This window comes from Pseudomonas sp. GW456-E7, assembly GCF_059424105.1.
In genome coordinates, this window is sequence record NZ_JBWKZB010000034.1 from 1 (window position 1) to 20,774 (window position 20,774).

Consider the following 20,774-nt stretch of genomic DNA (forward strand, 5'->3'; position numbering starts at 1 on the left):
ACGCATAGCCAAACACCTCAGATTTGGGCGCCATCATAGCGCCCGATTGAAGTGTCCAAAATCATTAGGCCAGTTCAAGCTCGCTCCCACATTAATCTTCAGTGAACACATAATTTGTGTACGACATGGATCCTGTGGGAGCGAGCTTGCTCGCGATGGCGGTCGAACGGTCGCTGAAGCTATTAAGGCTTGCGCTTACGCGGCCCGGTATTGAACACCGGTACCTTGCGCACCGGCTTGATCGAAGGCTCCGCCGGTGCAACCTCTCCGCTATCCACCCACTTGCCAAGATTGCGTTTACCACCGCCACCACCGGAAGCCTTGGGCTTCTTCGGTTTTTTCGGCTTCTTGACGACCTGACCGCTGGCATCGGTGTCCGGTACGCGGTGCTCCGGTTCGAAGTCCGGCTCGTTCTGCCGCTTCAAGGTCTGGCGGGTCAGCATCTCGATGGCCGACAGCAGATTCACTTCATCGGCGCACACCAGGGAAATCGCCTCGCCGGTCGAGCCCGCGCGGCCGGTACGACCGATGCGATGGATGTAATCCTCGGCGACGATCGGCAAGTCGAAGTTGACCACCAGCGGCAGGTCTTCGATGTCCAGGCCGCGGGCCGCCACGTCGGTAGCGACCAGAATCTGCACTTCACTCGCCTTGAAGCGGTCGAGCGCGCGCTGGCGGGTCGCCTGGGGTTTGTCGCCGTGGATGCCGTCGGCGTTGATGCCCAAGCCCTGGAGTTTTTCCACCAGCGCATCCACGCCGTTGCGGGTCTTGGCGAACACCAGCACCTGCTTCCACTTACCCTTGCGCATCAGGTGCACGAACAGTTCCGGCTTGCGCTTCTTGTCCACCGTTACGATCCATTGTTTGACCGTATTGGCCGCCACGTTGCGCGGGCTGACTTCAATGCTCAGCGGGTCGTTGAGCATCTGCCCGGCCAGCAGGCGGATGTCATCGGAGAAGGTCGCGGAGAACAGCAGCGTCTGACGTTTCTTCGGCAGCGCGCGATAAATGTTCGCCAGCTCCTCGGAAAAGCCCAGGTCGAGCATGCGGTCGGCTTCGTCCAGCACCAGGGTTTGCAGCTGGTTGAACTTCAGCGCGTTCTGGCGGAACAGGTCGAGCAAGCGGCCCGGGGTTGCCACCAGCAGATCGACACCGCTGCGCAGCTTCATCATTTGCGGGTTGATGCTGACGCCGCCGTACACCGCGTAAGTACGCAGCGGCAGGTTTTCGGCGTACTGGCGCACGGCTTCGTGAACCTGCTCGGCCAGCTCGCGGGTCGGTACCAGGATCAACGCGCGGACCGAGTTGGCGGTGACTTTCGGCCCTTCCATGGCCAGCAGTTGCAACAGCGGCAGGGCGAAACCGGCCGTCTTGCCGGTGCCGGTCTGGGCGGCGGCCATCAGGTCTCGACCGGCCAGCACCGCCGGAATGGCTTGCGCCTGAACCGGCGTCGGAGTCTGGTAGCCGAGCGTCTCAAGGGAGCGCAGCAAGGGTTCGATCAGGCCAAGGGTGGCGAAAGTCATGGGAGTACCGTAGGAAAATTCAGCGCGGGTTGTTCAAAACAAGTGTGCAAAACAAGATGCAATGCCGCGCAGTTTACCCTAATTCACTCGGGATTCTGTCGGTACTGCCGACGTCACCACCGGCCGCTCTGGCGCGCGACGCCACTGCGGCAGGCCAATCAAGACCACGGCGCTGATGATCACCGCCATCGCCAGTGCTTCTTCGATGCCGATGGTCTCGCCGACAAACACGATCCCCAGCAACACCGCCACCGCAGGATTGACGTAGGCATAACTGGTAGCCACCGCCGGGCGCACGTGTTTCAACAGGTACATGTAGGCGTTGAAGGCGATGATCGAGCCGAACACGGTCAAGTACGCCAGGGCTGCCCACCCTTCGATGGGCGGCACCTTTTCCAGGTGTTCACCGCTGACTGCGCTGGCAAACAGCAACACGACGCCGCCCACCAGCATTTCCACAGCGCTGGCCATCGCGCCCTGAGGCAACGGCAGGTGTTTGCTCCAAACAGAGCCGAACGCCCAGGTCGCCGCCGCAAAGATCAGCAACGCCGCCCCCAATGGACTCGATTGCAGGTTGGAACCCAGGTTGAGCATGGCAATGCCGATCAGCCCGAGCACAATCCCGGCCCATTCGAGACGGGTATTACGTGCGCCCCAGAAATATCCGCACAGCAAGGTAAACAGCGGCACCGTCGCCACCGCCAATGCGGCGACGCCAGAAGCCACCCCGGTGTGCTCGGCGACACTGACTGCGCCATTGCCACAGGCAAGCAGCAACACGCCAATGACCCCGGCGGCTTTCCACTGTGCCCAGGTCGGTGCCGGCGCCCCGCGCCAGCGCAGGAAGGCGTACATCAAGGTCCCTGCAATGACGAAGCGGATCCCGGCGAGCAGCAGCGGTGGCCAATATTCCACACCGATACGGATCACCAGGTAAGTCGAGCCCCAAATTACGTACAAGGCGAAAAAGGCAGCGATCAAAGGTAAGGGAAAGCGACGAAGGCCGGACATGGGGGCAGCTCACAGGCAAGGACAAGTGAACGGCTATTCTAGAAAGGCTGGCGACGGAAAATAAGTTACAAAACCTGTTTAAAGCGCCAGTACACTTTTCAAAACACGGAGTTCAGCGCTATAAACCATGTTTTCGAAAGTCGACCACTTTCAGGAGTCGCCCCATGGACAAATACGACCGCATGCTGCTCAGCGCCCTGCTGGAAAATGGTCGCGCGTCCTACGCAGACCTGGCGCGCAAGGTCAATCTGTCGGCCCCCGCCGTGGCCGAGCGCGTGGCCAAGCTCGAAGCCAGTGGCGTGATCACCGGCTATCAGGCAAAGGTCGACATGGCCAAGCTCGGCCTGCCGATCCAGTGCGTGATCGAACTGCGCCTGAACCAGCACGGCAACCAGAAGGCCTACGACGACCTGATCAAAATCCCGCAATTGACCGAATGCCATCGGGTGACCGGCGATCCGTGCGTGATCATGCAAGCCGCGGTGGGCTCGATGCCGGAGCTGGAAGAACTGATCAACCGGATCGCCACGTTCGGGTTCAGCAAGACGTCGATCGTGTTGTCCAGTGCGATAGAGAAGCGGGTGCCGTTGGGGCATATCGAAGGCAACGGCAAGCTTTGATCCAACGCGGAACCTGTAGGAGCGAGCCTGCTCGCGATGAACCCGAGAACAGTGCGGGGTGTCAGGTTTCCCGCGTTATCGTTGGCGACCATCGCGAGCAGGCTCGCTCCTACAGGGGACTTGTGGTGAGTTCGGGATCAGCGATAGCGCTTGAGATGTTCACCCACCTTCGCCGCCGGCACCTTCTGCAACTTGCACAGCAAGTCATGGGACAGCTCGCGCAGGCCATGCTTCTGCAGCAACTCTTCCTCCAGGTGCGCCGTCAGGTTGGCCGCCATCTCGGCATCGGCCATGGCCCGGTGGGCCTTGCCGGTGTGCGGCAGGTTGGCAAACGTGGTGAGGGTGCCGAGTTTGTGGTTCGGTGCGGCGGGCATCAGGCGGCGGGCCAACAGCAGCGAGCAGGCAAAGTTCTGCAAGCGGGTGCGCTTGATTCGCCCGAGTTCGAAGTCCCAGAATTTCTGGTCGAACGCGGCGTTGTGCGCGAGCAAGGGTGTGGTGCCGACGAACTCATTCACTTCGTTCATCACCTGCTCCGCCGACGGCGCGGTGCGCAGCATGGCGTTGCTGATGCCGGTGAGCTGCTCGATGAAAGCCGGGACGCGCACGCCGGCATTCATCAGGCTTTGGTAACGCTCGACGATGCGCCCCTGTTCAAGGATCACCACGGCAATTTCCGTGGCCCGGCAGCTGCTGCTCGGGGAGATCCCGGTGGTTTCAAAGTCGATGACTGCGATGCGTTCCAAACCTGGTTCAACTCCGTAAAAATCAATTCTTGAGCAGCAACGCGCCTTCGATCGGCACGTAGCGGCTGGCGGCGCGGATCAGCGAGTTGGCGGTCAGCCCCGGTACGCCGTAGGCCACGGCTTGCACGCCATGCTTGCTGATGATCCGCTCGAGCAGCATGTCGAAATCGCCATCGCCAGAAGCCAGGACGATTTCATCGACATGGTCGGCGGCATCCATGATGTCGAGCGTGATGCCCACGTCCCAGTCACCCTTGGCCGAACCATCGCTGCGCTGGATGTACGGCTTGAGTTTCACGGTGAAACCGAGGTTGCGCAGGATCTGCTGGAACTGCTGCTGTTTGCTGTCGCCACGGTCGATGGCGTAGGCGTAGGCTTCGACGATCTCGCCCTGCTGGCTGATGTCAGCCCACAGCGCGGCATAGTTGAAGTGGCAACCATAAGCCTGACGCACGGTGTAGTAGAGGTTCTGGACATCGGCGAACACTGCGATTTTTTTCACCGGCTTTCCTCAAGGCTGAATCAGGCACCAGGCCCGAAAGGTCGCCCAGTATGCCAGCCCAGAGGATTGTTCCGCGAATAATCGGCTATGTGGCGAGGGAGCTTGCTCCCGTTGGGGTGCGAAGCAGCCCCGTTACTTTGGAGTCCGAGGGGGCCTGCTACGCAGTCCAACGGGAGCAAGCTCCCTCGCAACTGGGTGTCAGACGAAGGAATCGTCGTCGCCGCCGAACAGCGAGTCATCGCTGTAGTCAGCGTCGCTGAAGCCGCCCTGATCGCTGCTCCAGGAATCATTGCCGGCCATGCGCTGGTCATCGCCCCAGCCATTGTTGCCCTGGTCGTTGACCTGGGCCGGCTCTTCCTTGATCACTTCGACGACTTCCGGTTGCTGATTGTGATGGAACAGGCTGCTGATGCCTTGTGCCAGCATCACGCCACCCGCCACGCCAGCGGCGGTTTTCAGCGCACCACCGAGGAAACTGCTGCCGGCCGCTGCCGGTGCTTGCTGCTGCGGGGCATAGCCCTGTTGTGGAAAATTCTGTTGCGGAGCACCGAAGTTCTGCTGTGGTGCTTGCGAACCGAACGACGAGCGTCCCGATTCACGCCAGCCACCGCTCGATGGCGCCGAGCTCTGGGTCGGTGCCGGTTGTGGATCACGGGAAGCGCCGCCAAAGATACTCGACAAAAAGCCACCGCTGCCCGACGCCGGAGCCGGGGTCGCCTGGGCCTTGGCCTGTTGCAGTTCGGCCTGCAATTGCTGGACTTGCCGGGTCAGTTGCTGGTTCTGCTCATCGAGGCTCTTGATCGCTGCCTCCTGCACCAGAATCGCCTGGGTCATGAAATATCCTGCCGCAGGCTGGCGCGTCAGGTGTTCCTTGATCCGCGCCTCGGCCTGGGCGTCGCGCGGGGCTGAGTCCGTTTCGGCCTGTTGCAGCCGGGAAAACAGTCCATCGATCAGGGTTTGTTCTTCGCTGTTCATGGCGACCTCGTAGATTGCCGGGAAAATCGTTGCCTTTATCCAATGAGGATAAGGTGCCCGACCTTAATGGAGGCTGAAACAAACTGTTTCAATGACCTTTACTGAACGTTTACGTTTGCGTCTCCCGGCACTTGATCGGTTAAAGTGGACCACTGCTTCCAACCTGCGATACCAACCGATGAATCCGTTAGATGTGCTGCGCGACTCCCTGTATTTCTTCAAGCGCAATCTGGGCCAGATCGTGCAGCTGTGCCTGCCGCTGGTCATTTTTGAGGCGCTGCTGCAACAAGTGGTCGACCACTCCACCGAACCGGACAGCTTCCCCGGCATCAGCGTGATTGTCGGCTTGCTGGTGTATCCGCTGTACACCGCCGCGCTGATCCTGTTTCTTGATGCTCGCAGCCGGGGCGAGTCGCCGCGCAATCGCGACCTGCTGGCGATGGCGGCGAGCCTGTGGCCGCGTTTCGCCCTGCTGACGGCGCTCAATACCGTGCTGATTCTGTTGGGCCTGTCGCTGTATTTCCTGCCGGGTATCTATCTGATGGTGACCCTGGCGTTTGGCGAATACCTGCTGGTGTTGCGCGGCATGGCGCCGCTGGCGGCCATGAAGGAAAGCCTGCGCATGACCCAAGGTCACTTCCTGCGCATCCTGTTGTGCATTCTGTGTGTGATGGGGCCGCTGTGGCTGCTCAAGGGGGCGACCCTGGCGGTGTACCCCGAACCGCAGAACCCGGTGATCTCGCTGCTGATCGACAGCGCCCACAGTTTCCTGCAGCTGTTTACCAGCGTGGTGCTGTTCCGTCTGTTCATGCTGATCAACCCGTTACCTGAGAGCAATGACAGCTCGCTCTGACGTTAGGCGCGCCCATCGCTCTCGGGTATGCTCGGGAACAATTTTGCAACGCCAATAAGCCGAGCCATGACCCGTCTACTGCGCCACACCCTGCTGGGCCTGCTGATCGTGATCGGCCTGATCGCCGTGATGACCTACAGCCTGACCTGGCGCCCCGACGCCAAAGAAGAGTTGCCCGTCAGTTGCAGTCCCCAGGCACCCACCCTGGTCCCCGGCCAGGCACTGAAAGTGATGACCTGGAACGTCCAGTTCCTGGCCGGCAAGCGTTACGTGTTCTGGAATGACCTGGCCGCCGGTACCGACGAACGCCCCACAACGGAAGACATGGCCTTCAGCCTCGACGAAGTGGCGCGGGTGATTCGCGACGAACAACCGGATGTCGTGCTGTTGCAGGAGCTGGACGACGGCGCCAAGACCAGCGATTACCAGCACCAGTTCAAACTGCTGCAGGAACGGCTCGCCGATTTGTACCCATGCAGTGTCAGCGCCTTCGACTGGAAGGCCGACTTCGTACCGGACCCGCATATCTTCGGCAGCGTCGGCCGGCAACTGGCAACCCTGAGCCGTTACCGGATCGAACATGCCCAACGCCTGCAACTGCCCGTCGCCTCGGGCAATCCGCTCAGCCGCCAATTCAACCCCAGAAACGCCTTGCTGGTGAGCTACTTGCCGTTGAGTGACGGTGGGCAGATGGCGGTGCTCAATACCCATCTGGAACGTGCGACACATGCCGACAACACCTTGCAAAACCAGGTGAACGCCGTGGCCAGGACCCTCGATAAACTCGAAAGCCGTGGCACACCGTGGTTGATCGGCGGGGATTTCAACCTGTTGCCGCTGGGTCAATATCGACGCCTGTCCGATGCACAACGCGCACCCTACTCCGCCGACAGCCCGTTGCACCTGCTGTGGGACAAATACCCGATGATCCCGACCAACAACGAAGCCAGCGGGATCGACCGCGAGCGCTGGCTGACCCACTACCCGAACGACCCCGGGCTGAACGGCCCGGACCGGACCGTCGACTACCTGTTCTACAGTCCGCGGATCAAACGGGTGGAGGCCATGGTGCGGCAGGACGATACGTTGCGTATCTCCGATCACTTGCCGGTGATTGCGCGGTTCCTTCTACCCGCAACACCCTAGCCCCTCATTCAAGTCAGATGCAAAACCTGTGGGAGCGAGCTTGCTCGCGATGGCGTCGTGTCAGTCGACATCATTGTTGAATGACAAATCGCTATCGCGAGCAAGCTCGCTCCCACAGGGATAGTGCATGGGCTGGAATCAGGCTTAATGCACCTCTTCCAGATCGTCATGCAGCAGCCCGAAGATCTCGCGCTTCATCTCGATGAACGAGCGCTCCATGACCATGTCCAGGTTACGCGGACGATCGATCGGCACATCGAGGATCTGCTTGATCCGCCCCGGCCTGGCGCCCATGACATAGACCCGGTCGCCGAGCAGAATCGCCTCGTCGATGTCGTGGGTCACGAACAACACGGTCTTCTTGCTGTTGCCCCACACCCGCAGCAACAACTGCTGCATTTGCAGGCGCGTCTGGCTGTCGAGGGCGCCGAAGGGTTCGTCCATCAGCAGGATCTGCGGGTCGTTGGCCAGCGCGCGGGCGATGGCGACGCGCTGCATCATCCCGCCGGACAGCTGCTTGGCGTAGTTGTCGGCAAAGCCGCTCAGGCCCACTTCATTGACGTAGTAGTCGACAATATCCTTGCGCTGCGCCGCCGGCATGCCGCGCCGCTTGAGGCCGAATTCGACGTTCTGCCGCACGGTCAGCCACGGGAACAGCGTGTAGCTCTGGAACACCATGCCGCGATCCGCGCCGGGGCCCTCCACCTGTTGGCCGCCGACGTAGATCGCCCCCGACGTAGGTTCGGCCAGGCCGGCGGTGAGGTACAGCAGGCTCGACTTGCCGCAGCCCGAAGGGCCTACCAGTACGGCGAACTGCTGGTCCGGGACCTCGAACGACACTTCTTCCAACGCGGTAAAGGTCCCGCCATCCGGCTTCTTGTAACGCAGGCTGACCTTGTCCACCTGCAGCCGAGGCGCGTTCACCGGGGCAGCCTGAGGGGCGAAAAAACGATGAGTGGCGGCGGTTACTGAGCCCATGCGGTAATCCTCAGACGAAGGAAACGGAACAGTTGATCGGTGACCAGGCCCAGCAGGCCGATGATCGCGATGGCGAGGAAAATCACATCCACCTGGAAGCCGCGCATGGCCTTGAGGCTCAGGTAACCCAGGCCACTGGAAGCGGCGACCAGTTCAGCTACCACCAGGTAAGTCCAGGCCCAGCCCATGGTGACGCGCAGGGTATCGAGCACGCCGGGTAGCGAAGCTGGAGCGATCACGTGTAGCACCGCGTCACGACGGTTCGAACCGAGGGTATAGGAGGCGTTGATCAGGTCCTTGGAGATGCCTTTGGACACGTCCGCGATCATCACCAGTTGCTGGAAGAACACGCCGAAAATGATCACCGAGACCCGCTGCTCCAGACCGATGCCGATCCACAGGATGAACAGCGGTACGAACGAAGTCACCGGCAGGTAGCGAATGAAGTTGACCATCGGCTCCAGGAACGCCTGGACGATGCGGAAGCTGCCCATCAACAGCCCCAGCGGCACCGCCACCAGGGACGAGACAATGAAACCGACCATCACCACTTCAACGCTGGCCCACACGTGCTGGCCGAGGGTGCCGTCGCGACCGAGGCGCACGGCGGCCTCGACCACCGCGCCCGGGGTCGGCAGGAACATGCCCGGCACCACACCGCCGTAGGACAACCCGGCCCACAGGCCGACCAACAGCACCCAGGCCAGGCCGCTCGCGCTCCAGATCACCGAGACCGGCAAACCGGTCTTGGGCGTGATGCAGCGGCTCAGCCACGAATTGCGCTTGAACATGCAGCCTCCTAGAGCGGGGTGACGAAGCGGTTGTCGATCAGGTCGTCATTGCTGACGTTGTAGGGCTTGCCTTGCAGCTCGCTGGCGGTCTCGTTGGCCAGTTTGATCAGCGGTGCGCTGTCACCCGGCTTGCCCGGCGAACCCAGCAGCTTTTCGCTCATGGCCTGATCGTAGAAGCGCACGCCCTGGGCGGCCGCTTCCATTTCCTTCGGATCGGCCAGGTAACCGCCGACACCCTTGGCCATGATTTTGTAGGCTTCCTGCGGATGATCCTTGGTGTACTGCACGGCTTTGTACAAACCGGCCACCAGTGCCTTGACGTCTTCCGGCTGTTTCTCGATGACGCTGCAGTTCAGCGCCACCACGTCGACGATCACGCCCGGCGTGCTGCTGCTGTCGATCAGTACCTTGCCCTGCTGCTTGTCGCGCACCATCGACAGGTGCGGCTCCCAGGTCACGGCAGCGGGTACGCGACCGGCGATGAACGCGGTGGCGGCATCGTCGGCCGTCATGTTCTGCACGGTGATGTCGCTCATTTTCATGCCGTTCTTTTTCAGCAGATACGACAACCAGAACTGCGAGGTCGAACCTTCGTTGACCGCAACGGCCTTGCCTTTGAGCTCTTGCAGACTCTTGACGTCCTTGCCCACCAGCACGCCGTCACCACCATGGCTGTCGTCCAGCGCGGCCACGGCCTTGAAGCAGAATTGCGGACGGTACTTGAGCACCTCGTCGATGGTCGACGCCGAGCCGGACAACTCGCCGGACGCTTGTGCGGCCATGTACATCGCCGCTTCTTCGACCACCGGCAATTCGACGGTCAAACCGTTTTCCTTGAAGTAGCCCAGGTCCTGGGCCAGGTACAGGGTGCCGTAGCCGACCCAGGTGGTATGGCCGATGGACAGGGTGCCGGCCTGGGCGCTGGTAGCGACCGTCGCGGCGATGGCGGTGACCGCCAGTGGATGGACAACGCGCGTAAGCAAGGACTTGATCATGGAGCACTCCCAAAGCTGTTGATTTAGTTTTGTCATGGGCAGTACGGCGAGCCCTGAATCAGCTGCAACCTGTGGTCTCTGAGGGACCCTTCGGCGGGCAGCATTCGGCGGGCTGGCGAGATCGATGTTGGCCCAAGGGCGGGATTAGGAAAATGAGGAAATTTGTGGATGCGAGTGATGAAAAAACTGGTTAGCGCGCACCGCCAAAAGGCGGCAATGGCGAGGATGCACAAGGTCAGTGCAAGGCATGAAAAATGTGTCGAATGGTCAATAGCATTCGCGAGCAGGCTCGCTCCCACAGGGGGTCTACGCCGACCCTATTACTGAGATCGACATAAATCCAATGTGGGAGCGAGCCTGCTCGCGAATAAGGTCCGCAGGACCTTCAGGTGATGTCAGAGCCGGCCGTATTCCTGCGCCGTTCGATCCACCGCTTTCAAGGTCTTGGCAATCAACTCGTCAATCTCTTCACGGCTGGCAATCAACGCCGGCGCCATGATCATCCGCCCCAGTGTGGAGCGAATGATCACCCCCTCTTCAAAACCAATCGTACGGCAGCGCCACGCAATGTCGTTCTCGTTGGCAAAACGCTTGCGGCTGTTTTTGTCTTCGGCCAGCTGCAGCGCCGCGACCATGCCGGTACCCTGGATATCGCCCACCAACGGATGCTTACCGAACACTTCGCGCAGGCACTGTTGCAGGTACGGGCCGATGTCGTCCTTGACCCGCGTCACCACGCCTTCATCGCGCAGGGCCTTGAGGTTGGCAATCGCCACCGCCGCCGCCACCGGGTGCCCGGAATAGGTCAGGCCGTGGGCAAACACACCGCCCTGCTCCACCAGCACCGAGGCCATTTTCTTCGACAGGATCAAGCCGCCCATGGGGATATAGCCCGAGGTCAGGCCCTTGGCGATGGACAGGGTGTCCGGCTCGAAACCGAAGTACTCGTGGGCGAACCATTCGCCGGTGCGACCGAAGCCGCCGATCACTTCATCGGCGCACAGCAGCACATCGTACTGGCGGCAGATGCGCTGGATTTCCGGCCAGTAGCTTTCCGGCGGGAAGATCATCCCGCCGGCACCCTGGAACGGCTCGGCGATGAAGCCTGCGACCTTGTCCGCACCCAGTTCGAGAATCTTCGCTTCCAGTTGCCGGGCCGCGCGCAGACCGAATTCCGCCGGCGTCAGGTTGCCCTCGTGAGCGAAGAAGTACGGCTCGTCGATGTGCTCGATGTCCGGAATCATGCCGCCCATTTCGTGCATGAACTTCATGCCGCCCAGTGCCGTCGCGGCCAGGGTCGAACCGTGGTAACCGTTCCAGCGGCCGATCATGATTTTCTTCTCGGGCTTGCCGAGCACCTGCCAGTAACGCCGCACCGTGCGGATCAACACCTCGTTGGCCTCGGAGCCGGAGTTGGTGTAGATCGCGTGGCTGTAGTGACCCGGCAGCAGGCTGAACAGCAGCTCGGACAGCTCGATCACCTGCGGGTGGGTGGTGTGGAAAAACATGTTGTAGTACGGCAGCTGTTCCAGCTGCTGGCTCGCCGCGGCCGCCAGGTCCTTGCGCCCGTAACCGAGGTTGGTGCACCACAGCCCGGACATGCCGTCGAGGTAACGGCGGCCATCGTTGTCCCACAGGTGCAGGCGCTCGCCACGGACCATCACCCGTGGTCCCTCGTCGTTGAGGGCTTTCTGATCGACGAACGCATGGATGTGGTGCGCAGCGTCGGCGGCCTGGTAGTCGCGGGTTTCACGTGGTGTGGTCATCGCCTGTTCTCCGTTTTGTTATCAGCGCAATTGAAACCAGGTGGTCTTCAACTGGGTGTATTTATCGAATGAATGCAGGGACAGGTCGCGGCCGAAACCGGACTGCTTGCCGCCGCCAAAAGGTACGGTCACGTCCAGTGCATCGACGCTGTTGACCGACACCGTACCCGCTCGCAATTGTCGCGCCACGCGGTGGGCGCGGTTGAGGTCGTCGGTCCACAGCGAAGCCGCCAGACCGTAGACGCTGTCGTTGGCCAATTGCAACGCATGGGCCTCGTCGTCGAACGCCGTGACGGCCAGAACCGGGCCGAATACTTCGTCGCGAAACAGCGGCATGTCCGACGTCACGCCGGTAAAGATCGTCGGCTGGATGAAGTTGTCGGAGCCGTTGAAGATCGACTGTCGACCGCCACAGATCCTGGTCGCACCTTGCTGCTCGGCCTGCTGGATGAACTTCATGATGCGCGCGGTCTGACGGCTGTCGACGATGGCACCGGCGGCGCTCGACGGGTCCAGCGGATCGCCCGGCAACCAGCGTTCGGCCTGGGCCTTGAGGCGTTCGACGAACGCGTCATGAATCGAGCGCTGCACCAGCAATCGCGAGTTGGCCGAACAGACTTCGCCCTGATTGAAAAAGATGCCGAACGCGGCTTTTTCGGCAGCCAGATCCAGGTCCTGACAATCGGCGAACACCAGGTTGGCACTCTTGCCGCCGCACTCCAGCCACACCTGTTTCAGGTTCGATTGTGCCGAGTACTGCATGAAATATTTGCCGACCTCAGTGGAGCCGGTGAACACCAGGCAGTCGACGTCCGGGTGCAGGCCGAGGGCCTTGCCGGTTTGCTCGCCCAGGCCCGGCAGTACGTTCAACACACCCGCAGGCACACCAGCCTCAAGCGCCAGCTCCGCCAGACGCAAGGCCGAAAACGGCGACTGCTCGGCCGGCTTGAGAATCACCGAGTTACCCGCGGCCAGGGCCGGGGCGAGTTTCCACGCGGCCATGTCCAGCGGAAAATTCCACGGCACCACGGCAGCCACCACGCCAAGGGCTTCGCGGGTGATGGTCGCCAGCACGTTCTGCGCGCTCGGTGCGACCTGGTCGTAGAGTTTGTCGAGGCTTTCGGCGTACCAGCGGAACACCCCGGCGGCACCCGGCACATCGATGTTGTAGGCGTCCGTGACGGGCTTGCCCATGTTCAGCGAATCGAGCAGCGCCAGTTCTTCACGGTTTTCGAGGATCAAGTCGGCCAGGCGCAGCAGCACTTGTTTACGTTCAGTCGGCGAACGTGCCGACCAGGTGCCGGCTTCAAACACTTGCCGCGCATTGCGCACCGCCGCGTTCACATCTTCCTCGCCACAGGCTGCGACATTGGCCAGGCATTGCCCGGTGGCGGGGTTGATCGCGGCGAAAGTCTGCCCCGACTGCGCCGCACGGCGCTGGCCATCGATCACAGCCTGGTCGGGAAACCGCAGGGAAGCGGCCTTGCGTTGCCAATACTCAAGCTCGAACACGATCGGATGCTCCAGAGGACATTCTTGTGTATTGGATAGTCGCTCAGGCCCGAGCGGTGGAAAACCAGTAAAAATGTGTTCGCAGGCCAAGAAAAAACTACGTAGCCAATCTCCCTTCTGGCGCAGCATGTGGTTATTGTTCAACCACAACAAATCGCTACCCGAGCGGATAGGGGTGGCGCGCAAATTGCCTGGATGCCTGATTCGTTCTCCCCCGAGGTTTGCTGTGGCTGCCTACAATCTGCGTCAACTGAAATACTTCATCACCACCGTCGAGTGCGGCAGCGTCGCCGAGGCCTCGCGCAAGCTGTACATCGCCCAGCCGTCGATCTCCACGGCCATCAAAGGGCTGGAAGACAGCTTCGGTGTGCAACTGCTGATTCGCCATCACGCCCAGGGCGTGTCATTGACGCCCAGCGGTGCACGCTTCTACCGCAAGGCCCAGGAACTGCTGCGCATGGCCAAGGAGTTCGAGCAGAACGCCCTGGCCGACAACGATGTGGTGTCCGGGCAGATCGATATCGGCTGCTTCGAAACCGTCGCGCCGCTGTACCTGCCGCAATTGATCGCCGGGTTTTCGGCGTTGTACCCGGGGGTGGAAATCCGCATCCGCGACGGCGAACAGCAAGAACTGGTGCAGGGCCTGACCTCCGGTGCCTTCGATCTGGCGATCCTCTATGAGCACGATCTCGACGGCACCATCGCAACCGAACCCTTGATGCCGGCGCAACGGCCTTACGCGCTGCTACCGGCCGATCACCGTTTTGCCCAGCAGGCACAAGTCTCACTGCGGGACCTGTGCCTGGAGCCGATGATTCTTTTGGACGTGCAGCCGAGCCGGACCTATTTCGTCAGCCTGTTCGAAGAGCTGGACCTGACCCCGCGCATTGCCTTCAGCTCGCCATCGATCGAGATGGTTCGCGGCATGGTTGGACAGGGGTTCGGCTTCTCGATCCTGGTGACCAAGCCGCATTCGGAGTGCACCTACGACGGGCAGAAAGTGGTGTGCGTCGACATCGCCGAAGACGTAACGGGCTCCGGGCTGGTGGCGGCCTGGCTCAAGCGCGGGCAACTGACCAAACCGGCGCAGTTGTTTGCCGACTATTGCCGCGAACAACTCACGGCGAAATCCGAACGATCACACCGCCCTCTGTAGGAGCTGCCGCAGGCTGCGATCTTTTGCTCTTGAAAAAATCAAGATCAAAAGATCGCAGCCTGCGGCAGCTCCTACGTAATCGCGATGCGATTACTTCCTCGGCTTGATCCGCGCAGTCGCTTCGGCCACCAGCGGATCATCCGGCCAGTAATGCTTGGGATAACGTCCCTTCAAATCCTTCTTCACTTCGGCGTAGGTGCTGCGCCAGAAGTTCGCCAGGTCCTGCGTCACCTGCACCGGCCGCCGCGCCGGGGACAACAGATGCAGCTTGACCACTTGCCGCCCTCCGGCGATGCGCGGGGTTTCGGCCAGGCCGAACAACTCCTGCAGCCGCACCGCCAGAATCGGCGGCTGTTCGCTGTAGTCCAGGCGAATCGATGAGCCCGACGGCACACTCAAATGATGCGGCGCCAGCTCGTCGAGTCGCTGCGGCAACGGCCACGGCAGCAAGTTGTGGACGATGCTCGACAGGTCCAGATTGGCGAAGTGACTGAGACGCGAAACCTTGCCCAGATACGGCATCAGCCAGTGTTCCAGGCTTTTGAGCAACGCTGCATCGCTGACATCCGGCCACTCGCTCTCGCCCTTGCCGGCGAGGTCCAGTTGCCGCAACAACGCGACCCGCGCCTGCCACTGACGCAGTTCCGGGGTCCACGGCAACAGCTCCAGGCCTTTGCGTCGCACCAGGTTCACCAGTGCCTGGCTGCGGGCAGTTTCGTCGAGGCCGGTGAGCGGTTCACGGCTGAGGATCAATTCGCCAACCTTGCGCTGACGCTCGGCCCGCAGCACGCCCTCGCGCTCGTCCCAATCCAGTTGATCGACACAGCGAACCTGCTCGGCCAGCACTGAGTCGAACAGCGCCGGATCGAAATCCGTCGCCAGGTAAATCCGCTCTTCACGTTGCCCCTGGCGACTGCCTAGATCGGCGATCACCAGCCACGGTTGCTTCATCAGGCTGTCGGCCTCGGCGAACAGCGCGGCACGTCCGTTGGCCAAGCGATATTCCGCACCACCGGCGCGCCGTTGTTGGGCGACGCGGTCGGGATAGGCCAACGCCAGCAATGCACCGAGCCAGCGCGGGTGATCAGGATCGCTGACCGGCTCCGAGGCTTTGCCGCGCAAGTAACCACGGTATTGCCGCGCCAGTTGCCGTGCGCGTTGCACGCCACCCTGCGCGCCACGTGCGGCGCGTTCTTCGCCAGACAGCAATACCAGGCGGCTGTGCAAGTCCGCCCCGGCGCCACGCAAGATATCGCGCTCGCCGAGCAGTGCGGCGACGTCGCAAGCCATATCCGCCAGTCCCAGCGCCTGGCCGCGCAACAGCAAATGCGCGATACGCGGATGGGCCGGCAGTTCGGCCATGGCCTGGCCGTGACGGGTCAGCGCTTCGCCGTCCAGTGCGCCCAGGCGTTCGAGCAGATCCTGAGCCTGTGCATAAGCAGCGGCCGGTGGCACGTCAAGCCACACCAGTTGCCCGGGTGTCACACCCCAGCGCGCCAATTGCAGGGCCAGCCCGGCAAGGTCCGCCGAGAGGATTTCCGCGCTGCCATAAGCCGCCAGTTGCTCGTGCTGGTCCTGGGACCACAGGCGATAACAAACACCGGGCTCCAGACGCCCGGCCCGGCCCGCACGCTGGGTCGCACTGGCCTTGGAAATGCGCTGGGTGTCGAGACGGGTCATGCCGCTGCCCGGGTCGAAACGCGGCACCCGCGCCAGCCCGGCATCGATCACCACGCGCACGCCGTCGATGGTCAAACTGGTTTCGGCGATGTTGGTGGCCAGCACCACTTTGCGCTTGCCCGGCGGCGCCGGATCGATCGCCGCCCGTTGCGCCGTCAGGTCCAGTTCACCGTGCAACGGACACAGCAGAACCTGTGGGTTGTCACCCAAGGCATCGGCCAATTGCTGATGCACGCGGCGGATTTCCGCTTGCCCCGGCAGAAACACCAGCACGCTGCCGGTCTCGTCGTTCAAGGCTTCGAGGAGGGTCTGCACCAGGCGCGGCTCGATGAATTCACCGGCCTGGAACGGCCGGCCCCAGCGCATCGCCACTGGGTACATGCGTCCTTCGCTGCGCAGGATCGGCGCGTCGTCGAGCAACCCGGCCAAGCGTTCGCCTTCAAGCGTGGCGGACATCAAGAGGATTTTCAGCGGCTGGTCGTCACGGAACAGTTCGCGGCCATTGAGGCTCAGGGCCAAGGCCAGGTCAGCATCGAGGCTGCGCTCGTGGAATTCGTCGAAGATCAGCAGGCCAACGCCTTCCAGCGCCGGGTCATCCTGCAGGCGCCGGGTGAGTATGCCTTCGGTGACCACTTCGATTCGGGTATTGGGGCCGACCTTGCTGTCGAGGCGAATGCGATAGCCCACGGTTTCGCCGACCTTTTCCCCCAGCTCACTGGCCAGCCGCTCCGCCGCTGCGCGTGCGGCCAAGCGGCGGGGTTCGAGCATCAGGATGGTCTGCCCGGTGAGCCACGGCTCGTTGAGCAAGGCCAAGGGTACGCGGGTGGTTTTACCGGCACCGGGCGGTGCTTCGAGCACGGCTTCGTGGCGTGTAGCGAGGGCTTCACGCAGGGCGGGTAAAACTTCATCGATCGGCAAAGAAATCATGCTGGCTCCAAAACAGAGGGCCGAGTATAACGGCGAACTGCCAGGCGTTCGTCAGGGTCTTAATTCATACCGACGACGTTTCGTTTCGAGATTACCCAGGAGATTTCATATGCGTGCTCCCTTTCGCCTGATTGGCGGTGTTCTGGTCGCAACCCTGCTGACTCAAGTGACCGCCTGCGGGTCGATTTTCTATCCCGATCGCCGTGGCCAGATCGAAGGCAAGATCGACCCGGCCATCGCCGCGCTCGATGCCGTGGGCCTGCTGTTCTACATCATCCCCGGCCTGATCGCGTTTGCCGTGGACTTCGCCACCGGCGCGATTTATTTCGAGCCGGGCAAGACCGCCCAGGTCGATCCGCAAAAACTCAAGGACGCCATCGGCCCCGACGGCCAGGTCGATAACCGCAAGTTGCAGACTATTCTGGAAAGCGAGCTGGGCCGCAGCTTCCCGCTGGACGATCCACGCCTGATCCAGAGCAAAGGCAGCGCCCAACAACTGGCGATGTTCGGCCTGCAACCGGCCGCGTAATCCCTGCGCACGAAGGACTCTTCAAGGAACGATGACCACTATGACCTCCAGCTCCGAACACGCCCGCCTGCTGCGGCTGGCGACCCGTGCCTCGGTGGCGGTGGCGTGCACGTTGATCATCGCCAAAGCCATCGCCTGGTGGCTGAGCGGCTCGGTGAGCATGCTCGCCGGGCTTACCGACTCGGCACTCGACGGCGTCACGTCATTGCTCAACCTGCTGGCGGTGCATTACGCCCTGCGCCCCGCCGACAATGATCATCGCTACGGGCACGGCAAGGCCGAGTCGTTGGCGGGCATGGCCCAGGCGTTGTTCATTGGCGGCAGTGCGGTACTGATTGCGTTGCAGGCCTATGATCGGCTCAAACACCCCGAACCGGTCGGCGCGCCGTGGATCAGTATCGGCGTGATTGTGTTCTCCCTCGTACTGACCCTGGGGTTGTTGATGTTTCAACATCGGGTGGTCAAGGCCACCGGCTCCAACGCGGTGCGCGCCGACTCCCTGCACTACCGTTCGGACCTGCTGCTCAACGGCAGCATTCTGATCGCGCTGGTGCTGGCCGGGTTTGGACTGCATCAGGTCGACCCCTGGTTCGGTCTGGGAATCGCTGCCTACATTCTGTGGAGCGCAGTGCAGATCGCCCGGGAGAGCTTTGCGGTGTTGATGGATGAAGAACTGCCGCAGGAGGTCAGCCAGCACATGCTGGAATTGGCGTGCAGCGTGCCCGGCGTGCTGGGTGCCCATGACCTGCGCACGCGGATCTCCGGCAACCAGTGGTTTGTGCAATTGCATCTGGAACTGCCGGGGGAATTGACGCTGTCAGTGGCCCACGGCATCAGCGATCAGGCTGCCGCGGCCATTCACGACGCCTACCCGCGAGCCGAAGTGCTGGTGCACGCCGACCCGCAGGAAGTGGTGAAAACCGCTCGGACTCAGTAGTTCACCTGATAACCACGACTGCTCAGGCAACTGCCCTGGGCCTGCCGGTAGGCTTGCACCACCGACGGGTCTGGCTGGTAGGTGGCGGTACGTGGATCGAAACCACTCTGCTGCACCGCGTATTGATAACACTCGTAGCCATCGCGATTGACCTGCTCCGGCGACTGGCCGTTGGCCGGGTACGCCTCCACGTCATAACCATTGCTGGCGGCCAGTGGTGGCGACTGTGGTTGGCCAACCGGCGGCTCGACCACGACGTAATCCCGGGTGCTCTCCTGATAGGCGTAATACGAACCGGCCGCGAGGAACAGCAGCGCCCCGCCGATCCACACCTGCTCGGCATAATCAGGAAGGTAGCTGACGCGAATCCCGCGGGGTGGCACTACCACCTCATAACGCGGGCCCAGCGGGCGATACCAGTAGCCACCGGAATAGTAGTAATCCATGCCACGGTAAGGCACGCGGAAGTTACGCTCGGGGAAGCGGTCGATCAGCTGGCCGGGGCGATACCTGGGACCTGGCCCCCAGCCGTTACCGTGTCCGCTCGGGCGTCCGTCCCAGTGATTGTCATTGGTCGGCGCACCGACATAGCCCTTCCAGCGCTGATTGTAATCGTTGCGATGCGGCTGATCCTGATAGTCACCGCGCCGCGGCGGCTGGGTCTGGCGCACGGTGTCCGGGCGCGGCTGGATCGGCATGTCAGTGGCCGGTGCCTGCGGCGGTGGCGGCGGTGAGCGAACCGGGCTGTTGAAATCCGGCGCTGGACGGGGCTGCCGCTGGCTATTGTTCTGATGTTGATTCTGGCCGTTGTGCTCGTACTGGCGGTTGTCGTTGTTCTGCGCACGCGGCGGGTTCTGTGGCGGGCCGTTCTGCGGGCGTGGCTGGTTGTTGCCACCATGGCCCTGACTACCCCCCTGGTTACCACCCTGATGCCCATCCTGGCCGTGCTGCCCGCCATCATGGCCACGGTTTTGCTGCTCATCGGCCAGCGTTTGCGCAGTGACACTGACACACAGCAAACCAACACCGGCCAAACGCCAGAAGCGCGATTTCATGCTTATCCTCATTGCGGGTCAGGGCCTGTACGTAAGACTGGGAAAGCAGTGGCCGGTTCTGCGACAGGTTATCAGTCACGAAACTTATTTATTGAGGCCAGGAGGGTCAAATTCCACGCAAGAAAAAGGGGAGACCCGTCGGCCTCCCCTTGGAGAACTTCGTCCTGGCTCAACGCTTGTGGCGCCGGCTCACCTCACGCCGTCTTCTGGACAGTGTGTAGCTCGGGGGCCGGCACATCCCCGGTGGGGGTGGCGACCGCGGCGGGCCTGATTGGGCGAGCCGCACTGGACTGTTTGTCCGAGCAGTGATTCTGGTGATAAGAATAGGCCGCAAGCGCCGACAGAGGATTGCGAAGATTGCTCAATTAAACACCACTTGCGCAATTTTTAACCCCGGATACATAATCCGCCGCAATAGTTACGACAAAGGACTGATTGATGAGCAAGCTCGATCGTTACGACCTGAGTATTTTGGCGGAATTGCAGCGCGACGCACGCATCTCCAACCAGGAGTTGGCCGAGCGCATCGGTCTGTCGCCTTCGCCGTGCTCGCGGCGGGTCAAGCAACTGGAAGACGACGGCTACATTTCCCGTCAGGTCGCCCTGCTCGACCGCAAAATGCTCGGCCTGAGCCTGACGGCCTACGTGCTGATCGGTATGGACCGTCATACGCCGGAACGTTTCGAGAACTTCGAAGCAGCCATTCGCACCTTGCCCCAAGTGCTCGAATGCAGCCTGGTGACCGGGATGGATGCCGACTATCAACTCAAGGTCGTGGTGCCGGACATGGATCACTACCAGAAACTGCTGCTCGGGCATCTGACCCGGATTGAAGGCGTGACCAGCGTGCGTTCGAGTTTTGTGCTGAACCAGGTGCTCAACAGCACCGAACTGCCTTTGACTCACCTGCGCAGTTAAGACACCCCACCCTGTAGGAGCTGCCGAAGGCTGCGATCTTTTGATCTTGATTTTTTTAAGATCAAAAGATCGCAGCCTGCGGCAGCTCCTACAGGACGGACCGGGCGACGAATGACTGCGACACACCGACGCAGGTCAATACTGCACGCAGCCAGCG

Annotated in this window: 19 protein-coding genes; 7 read left to right on the forward strand and 12 right to left on the reverse strand. The window is 61.8% G+C overall.

Annotated features, from left to right (window positions below; genetic code table 11):
• Nucleotides 1-182 precede the first annotated feature (182 nt).
• A complete protein-coding gene (rhlE1, locus tag AC07YV_RS20420; protein ID WP_015096940.1) occupies nt 183-1,523 on the reverse strand; it encodes an RNA helicase RhlE1 in 1,341 nt (446 codons plus the stop codon).
• 78 nt (nt 1,524-1,601) lie between these two features.
• Nucleotides 1,602-2,534 carry a drug/metabolite exporter YedA gene (gene yedA / locus AC07YV_RS20425; protein ID WP_102700959.1) on the reverse strand — a complete coding sequence of 311 codons (933 nt, stop codon included), beginning with the start codon at nt 2,532-2,534 and terminating at the stop codon, nt 1,602-1,604.
• A gap of 164 nt (nt 2,535-2,698) precedes the next feature.
• On the opposite strand from yedA, the gene AC07YV_RS20430 reads away from it, so the two are divergent.
• Nucleotides 2,699-3,154, forward strand: coding sequence for an Lrp/AsnC family transcriptional regulator (locus AC07YV_RS20430; RefSeq protein WP_007994028.1), 456 nt, complete (start codon nt 2,699-2,701; stop codon nt 3,152-3,154).
• 137 nt (nt 3,155-3,291) lie between these two features.
• On the opposite strand, the gene AC07YV_RS20435 is transcribed toward AC07YV_RS20430, so the two are convergent.
• The 3 genes from AC07YV_RS20435 to AC07YV_RS20445 all read right to left on the reverse strand — a co-directional run bounded on the left by AC07YV_RS20435 (nt 3,292) and on the right by AC07YV_RS20445 (nt 5,374).
• Nucleotides 3,292-3,897: a 3'-5' exonuclease gene (locus AC07YV_RS20435; RefSeq protein ID WP_007975805.1), complete on the reverse strand. Its 606-nt coding sequence runs from the start codon at nt 3,895-3,897 to the stop codon at nt 3,292-3,294.
• 22 nt (nt 3,898-3,919) lie between these two features.
• Nucleotides 3,920-4,399, reverse strand: coding sequence for a LabA-like NYN domain-containing protein (locus AC07YV_RS20440; RefSeq protein WP_015096943.1), 480 nt, complete (start codon nt 4,397-4,399; stop codon nt 3,920-3,922).
• A 198-nt stretch (nt 4,400-4,597) separates the two neighbouring features.
• On the reverse strand, nt 4,598-5,374 hold the full coding sequence (locus tag AC07YV_RS20445) for a DUF2076 domain-containing protein (protein WP_102700957.1): 777 nt from the start codon (nt 5,372-5,374) through the stop codon (nt 4,598-4,600).
• Nucleotides 5,375-5,552: 178 nt separating this feature from the next.
• Here AC07YV_RS20445 and AC07YV_RS20450 point away from each other — a divergent pair, with 178 nt between their 5' ends.
• Together AC07YV_RS20450 and AC07YV_RS20455 are read left to right on the forward strand one after the other, a co-directional pair.
• Complete coding sequence (locus tag AC07YV_RS20450) at nt 5,553-6,227, forward strand: YciC family protein (RefSeq protein WP_102673646.1); 675 nt, start codon at nt 5,553-5,555, stop codon at nt 6,225-6,227.
• A 66-nt stretch (nt 6,228-6,293) separates the two neighbouring features.
• Entirely contained in the window at nt 6,294-7,373 is a 1,080-nt protein-coding gene (locus AC07YV_RS20455; protein ID WP_102700956.1) for an endonuclease/exonuclease/phosphatase family protein, read from the forward strand.
• Nucleotides 7,374-7,517: 144 nt separating this feature from the next.
• Here the strand turns inward: AC07YV_RS20455 and AC07YV_RS20460 are convergent, their stop codons facing one another.
• From AC07YV_RS20460 to AC07YV_RS20480, 5 genes are all read right to left on the reverse strand, one after another.
• Nucleotides 7,518-8,351 carry an ABC transporter ATP-binding protein gene (locus AC07YV_RS20460; protein ID WP_102700955.1) on the reverse strand — a complete coding sequence of 278 codons (834 nt, stop codon included), beginning with the start codon at nt 8,349-8,351 and terminating at the stop codon, nt 7,518-7,520.
• Nucleotides 8,339-9,142 (reverse strand): ABC transporter permease, encoded by an 804-nt coding sequence (locus AC07YV_RS20465; RefSeq protein ID WP_007975817.1) that lies wholly within the window; start codon nt 9,140-9,142, stop codon nt 8,339-8,341. Before AC07YV_RS20465 ends, AC07YV_RS20460 begins: the two co-directional genes overlap by 13 nt.
• Nucleotides 9,143-9,150: 8 nt before the next feature.
• A complete protein-coding gene (locus AC07YV_RS20470; protein WP_102700954.1) occupies nt 9,151-10,137 on the reverse strand; it encodes an ABC transporter substrate-binding protein in 987 nt (328 codons plus the stop codon).
• A 395-nt stretch (nt 10,138-10,532) separates the two neighbouring features.
• A complete protein-coding gene (locus AC07YV_RS20475) occupies nt 10,533-11,903 on the reverse strand; it encodes an aspartate aminotransferase family protein (RefSeq protein WP_102700953.1) in 1,371 nt (456 codons plus the stop codon).
• Between the two features lie 21 nt (nt 11,904-11,924).
• Nucleotides 11,925-13,415 (reverse strand): aldehyde dehydrogenase, encoded by a 1,491-nt coding sequence (locus tag AC07YV_RS20480; protein WP_102700952.1) that lies wholly within the window; start codon nt 13,413-13,415, stop codon nt 11,925-11,927.
• A gap of 226 nt (nt 13,416-13,641) precedes the next feature.
• Here AC07YV_RS20480 and AC07YV_RS20485 point away from each other — a divergent pair, with 226 nt between their 5' ends.
• Nucleotides 13,642-14,571 (forward strand): LysR substrate-binding domain-containing protein, encoded by a 930-nt coding sequence (locus AC07YV_RS20485; protein WP_102700951.1) that lies wholly within the window; start codon nt 13,642-13,644, stop codon nt 14,569-14,571.
• A gap of 90 nt (nt 14,572-14,661) precedes the next feature.
• Here the strand turns inward: AC07YV_RS20485 and hrpB are convergent, their stop codons facing one another.
• On the reverse strand, nt 14,662-17,178 hold the full coding sequence (gene hrpB / locus AC07YV_RS20490; protein ID WP_102700950.1) for an ATP-dependent helicase HrpB: 2,517 nt from the start codon (nt 17,176-17,178) through the stop codon (nt 14,662-14,664).
• A gap of 109 nt (nt 17,179-17,287) precedes the next feature.
• Between hrpB and pmcY the strand changes: the two genes are divergently transcribed.
• Both pmcY and AC07YV_RS20500 read left to right on the forward strand, forming a co-directional pair.
• A complete protein-coding gene (gene pmcY, locus AC07YV_RS20495; RefSeq protein WP_007975830.1) occupies nt 17,288-17,707 on the forward strand; it encodes a periplasmic Zn2+ metallochaperone PmcY in 420 nt (139 codons plus the stop codon).
• A gap of 40 nt (nt 17,708-17,747) precedes the next feature.
• Nucleotides 17,748-18,644, forward strand: a complete 897-nt coding sequence (locus AC07YV_RS20500) for a cation diffusion facilitator family transporter (protein WP_102700949.1) — start codon at nt 17,748-17,750, stop codon at nt 18,642-18,644.
• Here AC07YV_RS20500 and AC07YV_RS20505 read toward each other — a convergent pair.
• Complete coding sequence (locus AC07YV_RS20505) at nt 18,638-19,699, reverse strand: DUF6515 family protein (protein ID WP_102700948.1); 1,062 nt, start codon at nt 19,697-19,699, stop codon at nt 18,638-18,640. The genes AC07YV_RS20500 and AC07YV_RS20505 overlap by 7 nt on opposite strands.
• A 438-nt stretch (nt 19,700-20,137) precedes the next feature.
• Here AC07YV_RS20505 and AC07YV_RS20510 point away from each other — a divergent pair, with 438 nt between their 5' ends.
• The gene (locus AC07YV_RS20510; RefSeq protein WP_007937367.1) at nt 20,138-20,617 is read left to right on the forward strand and encodes an Lrp/AsnC family transcriptional regulator; all 480 of its coding nucleotides are present in this window, start codon (nt 20,138-20,140) and stop codon (nt 20,615-20,617) included.
• Nucleotides 20,618-20,774 lie beyond the last annotated feature (157 nt).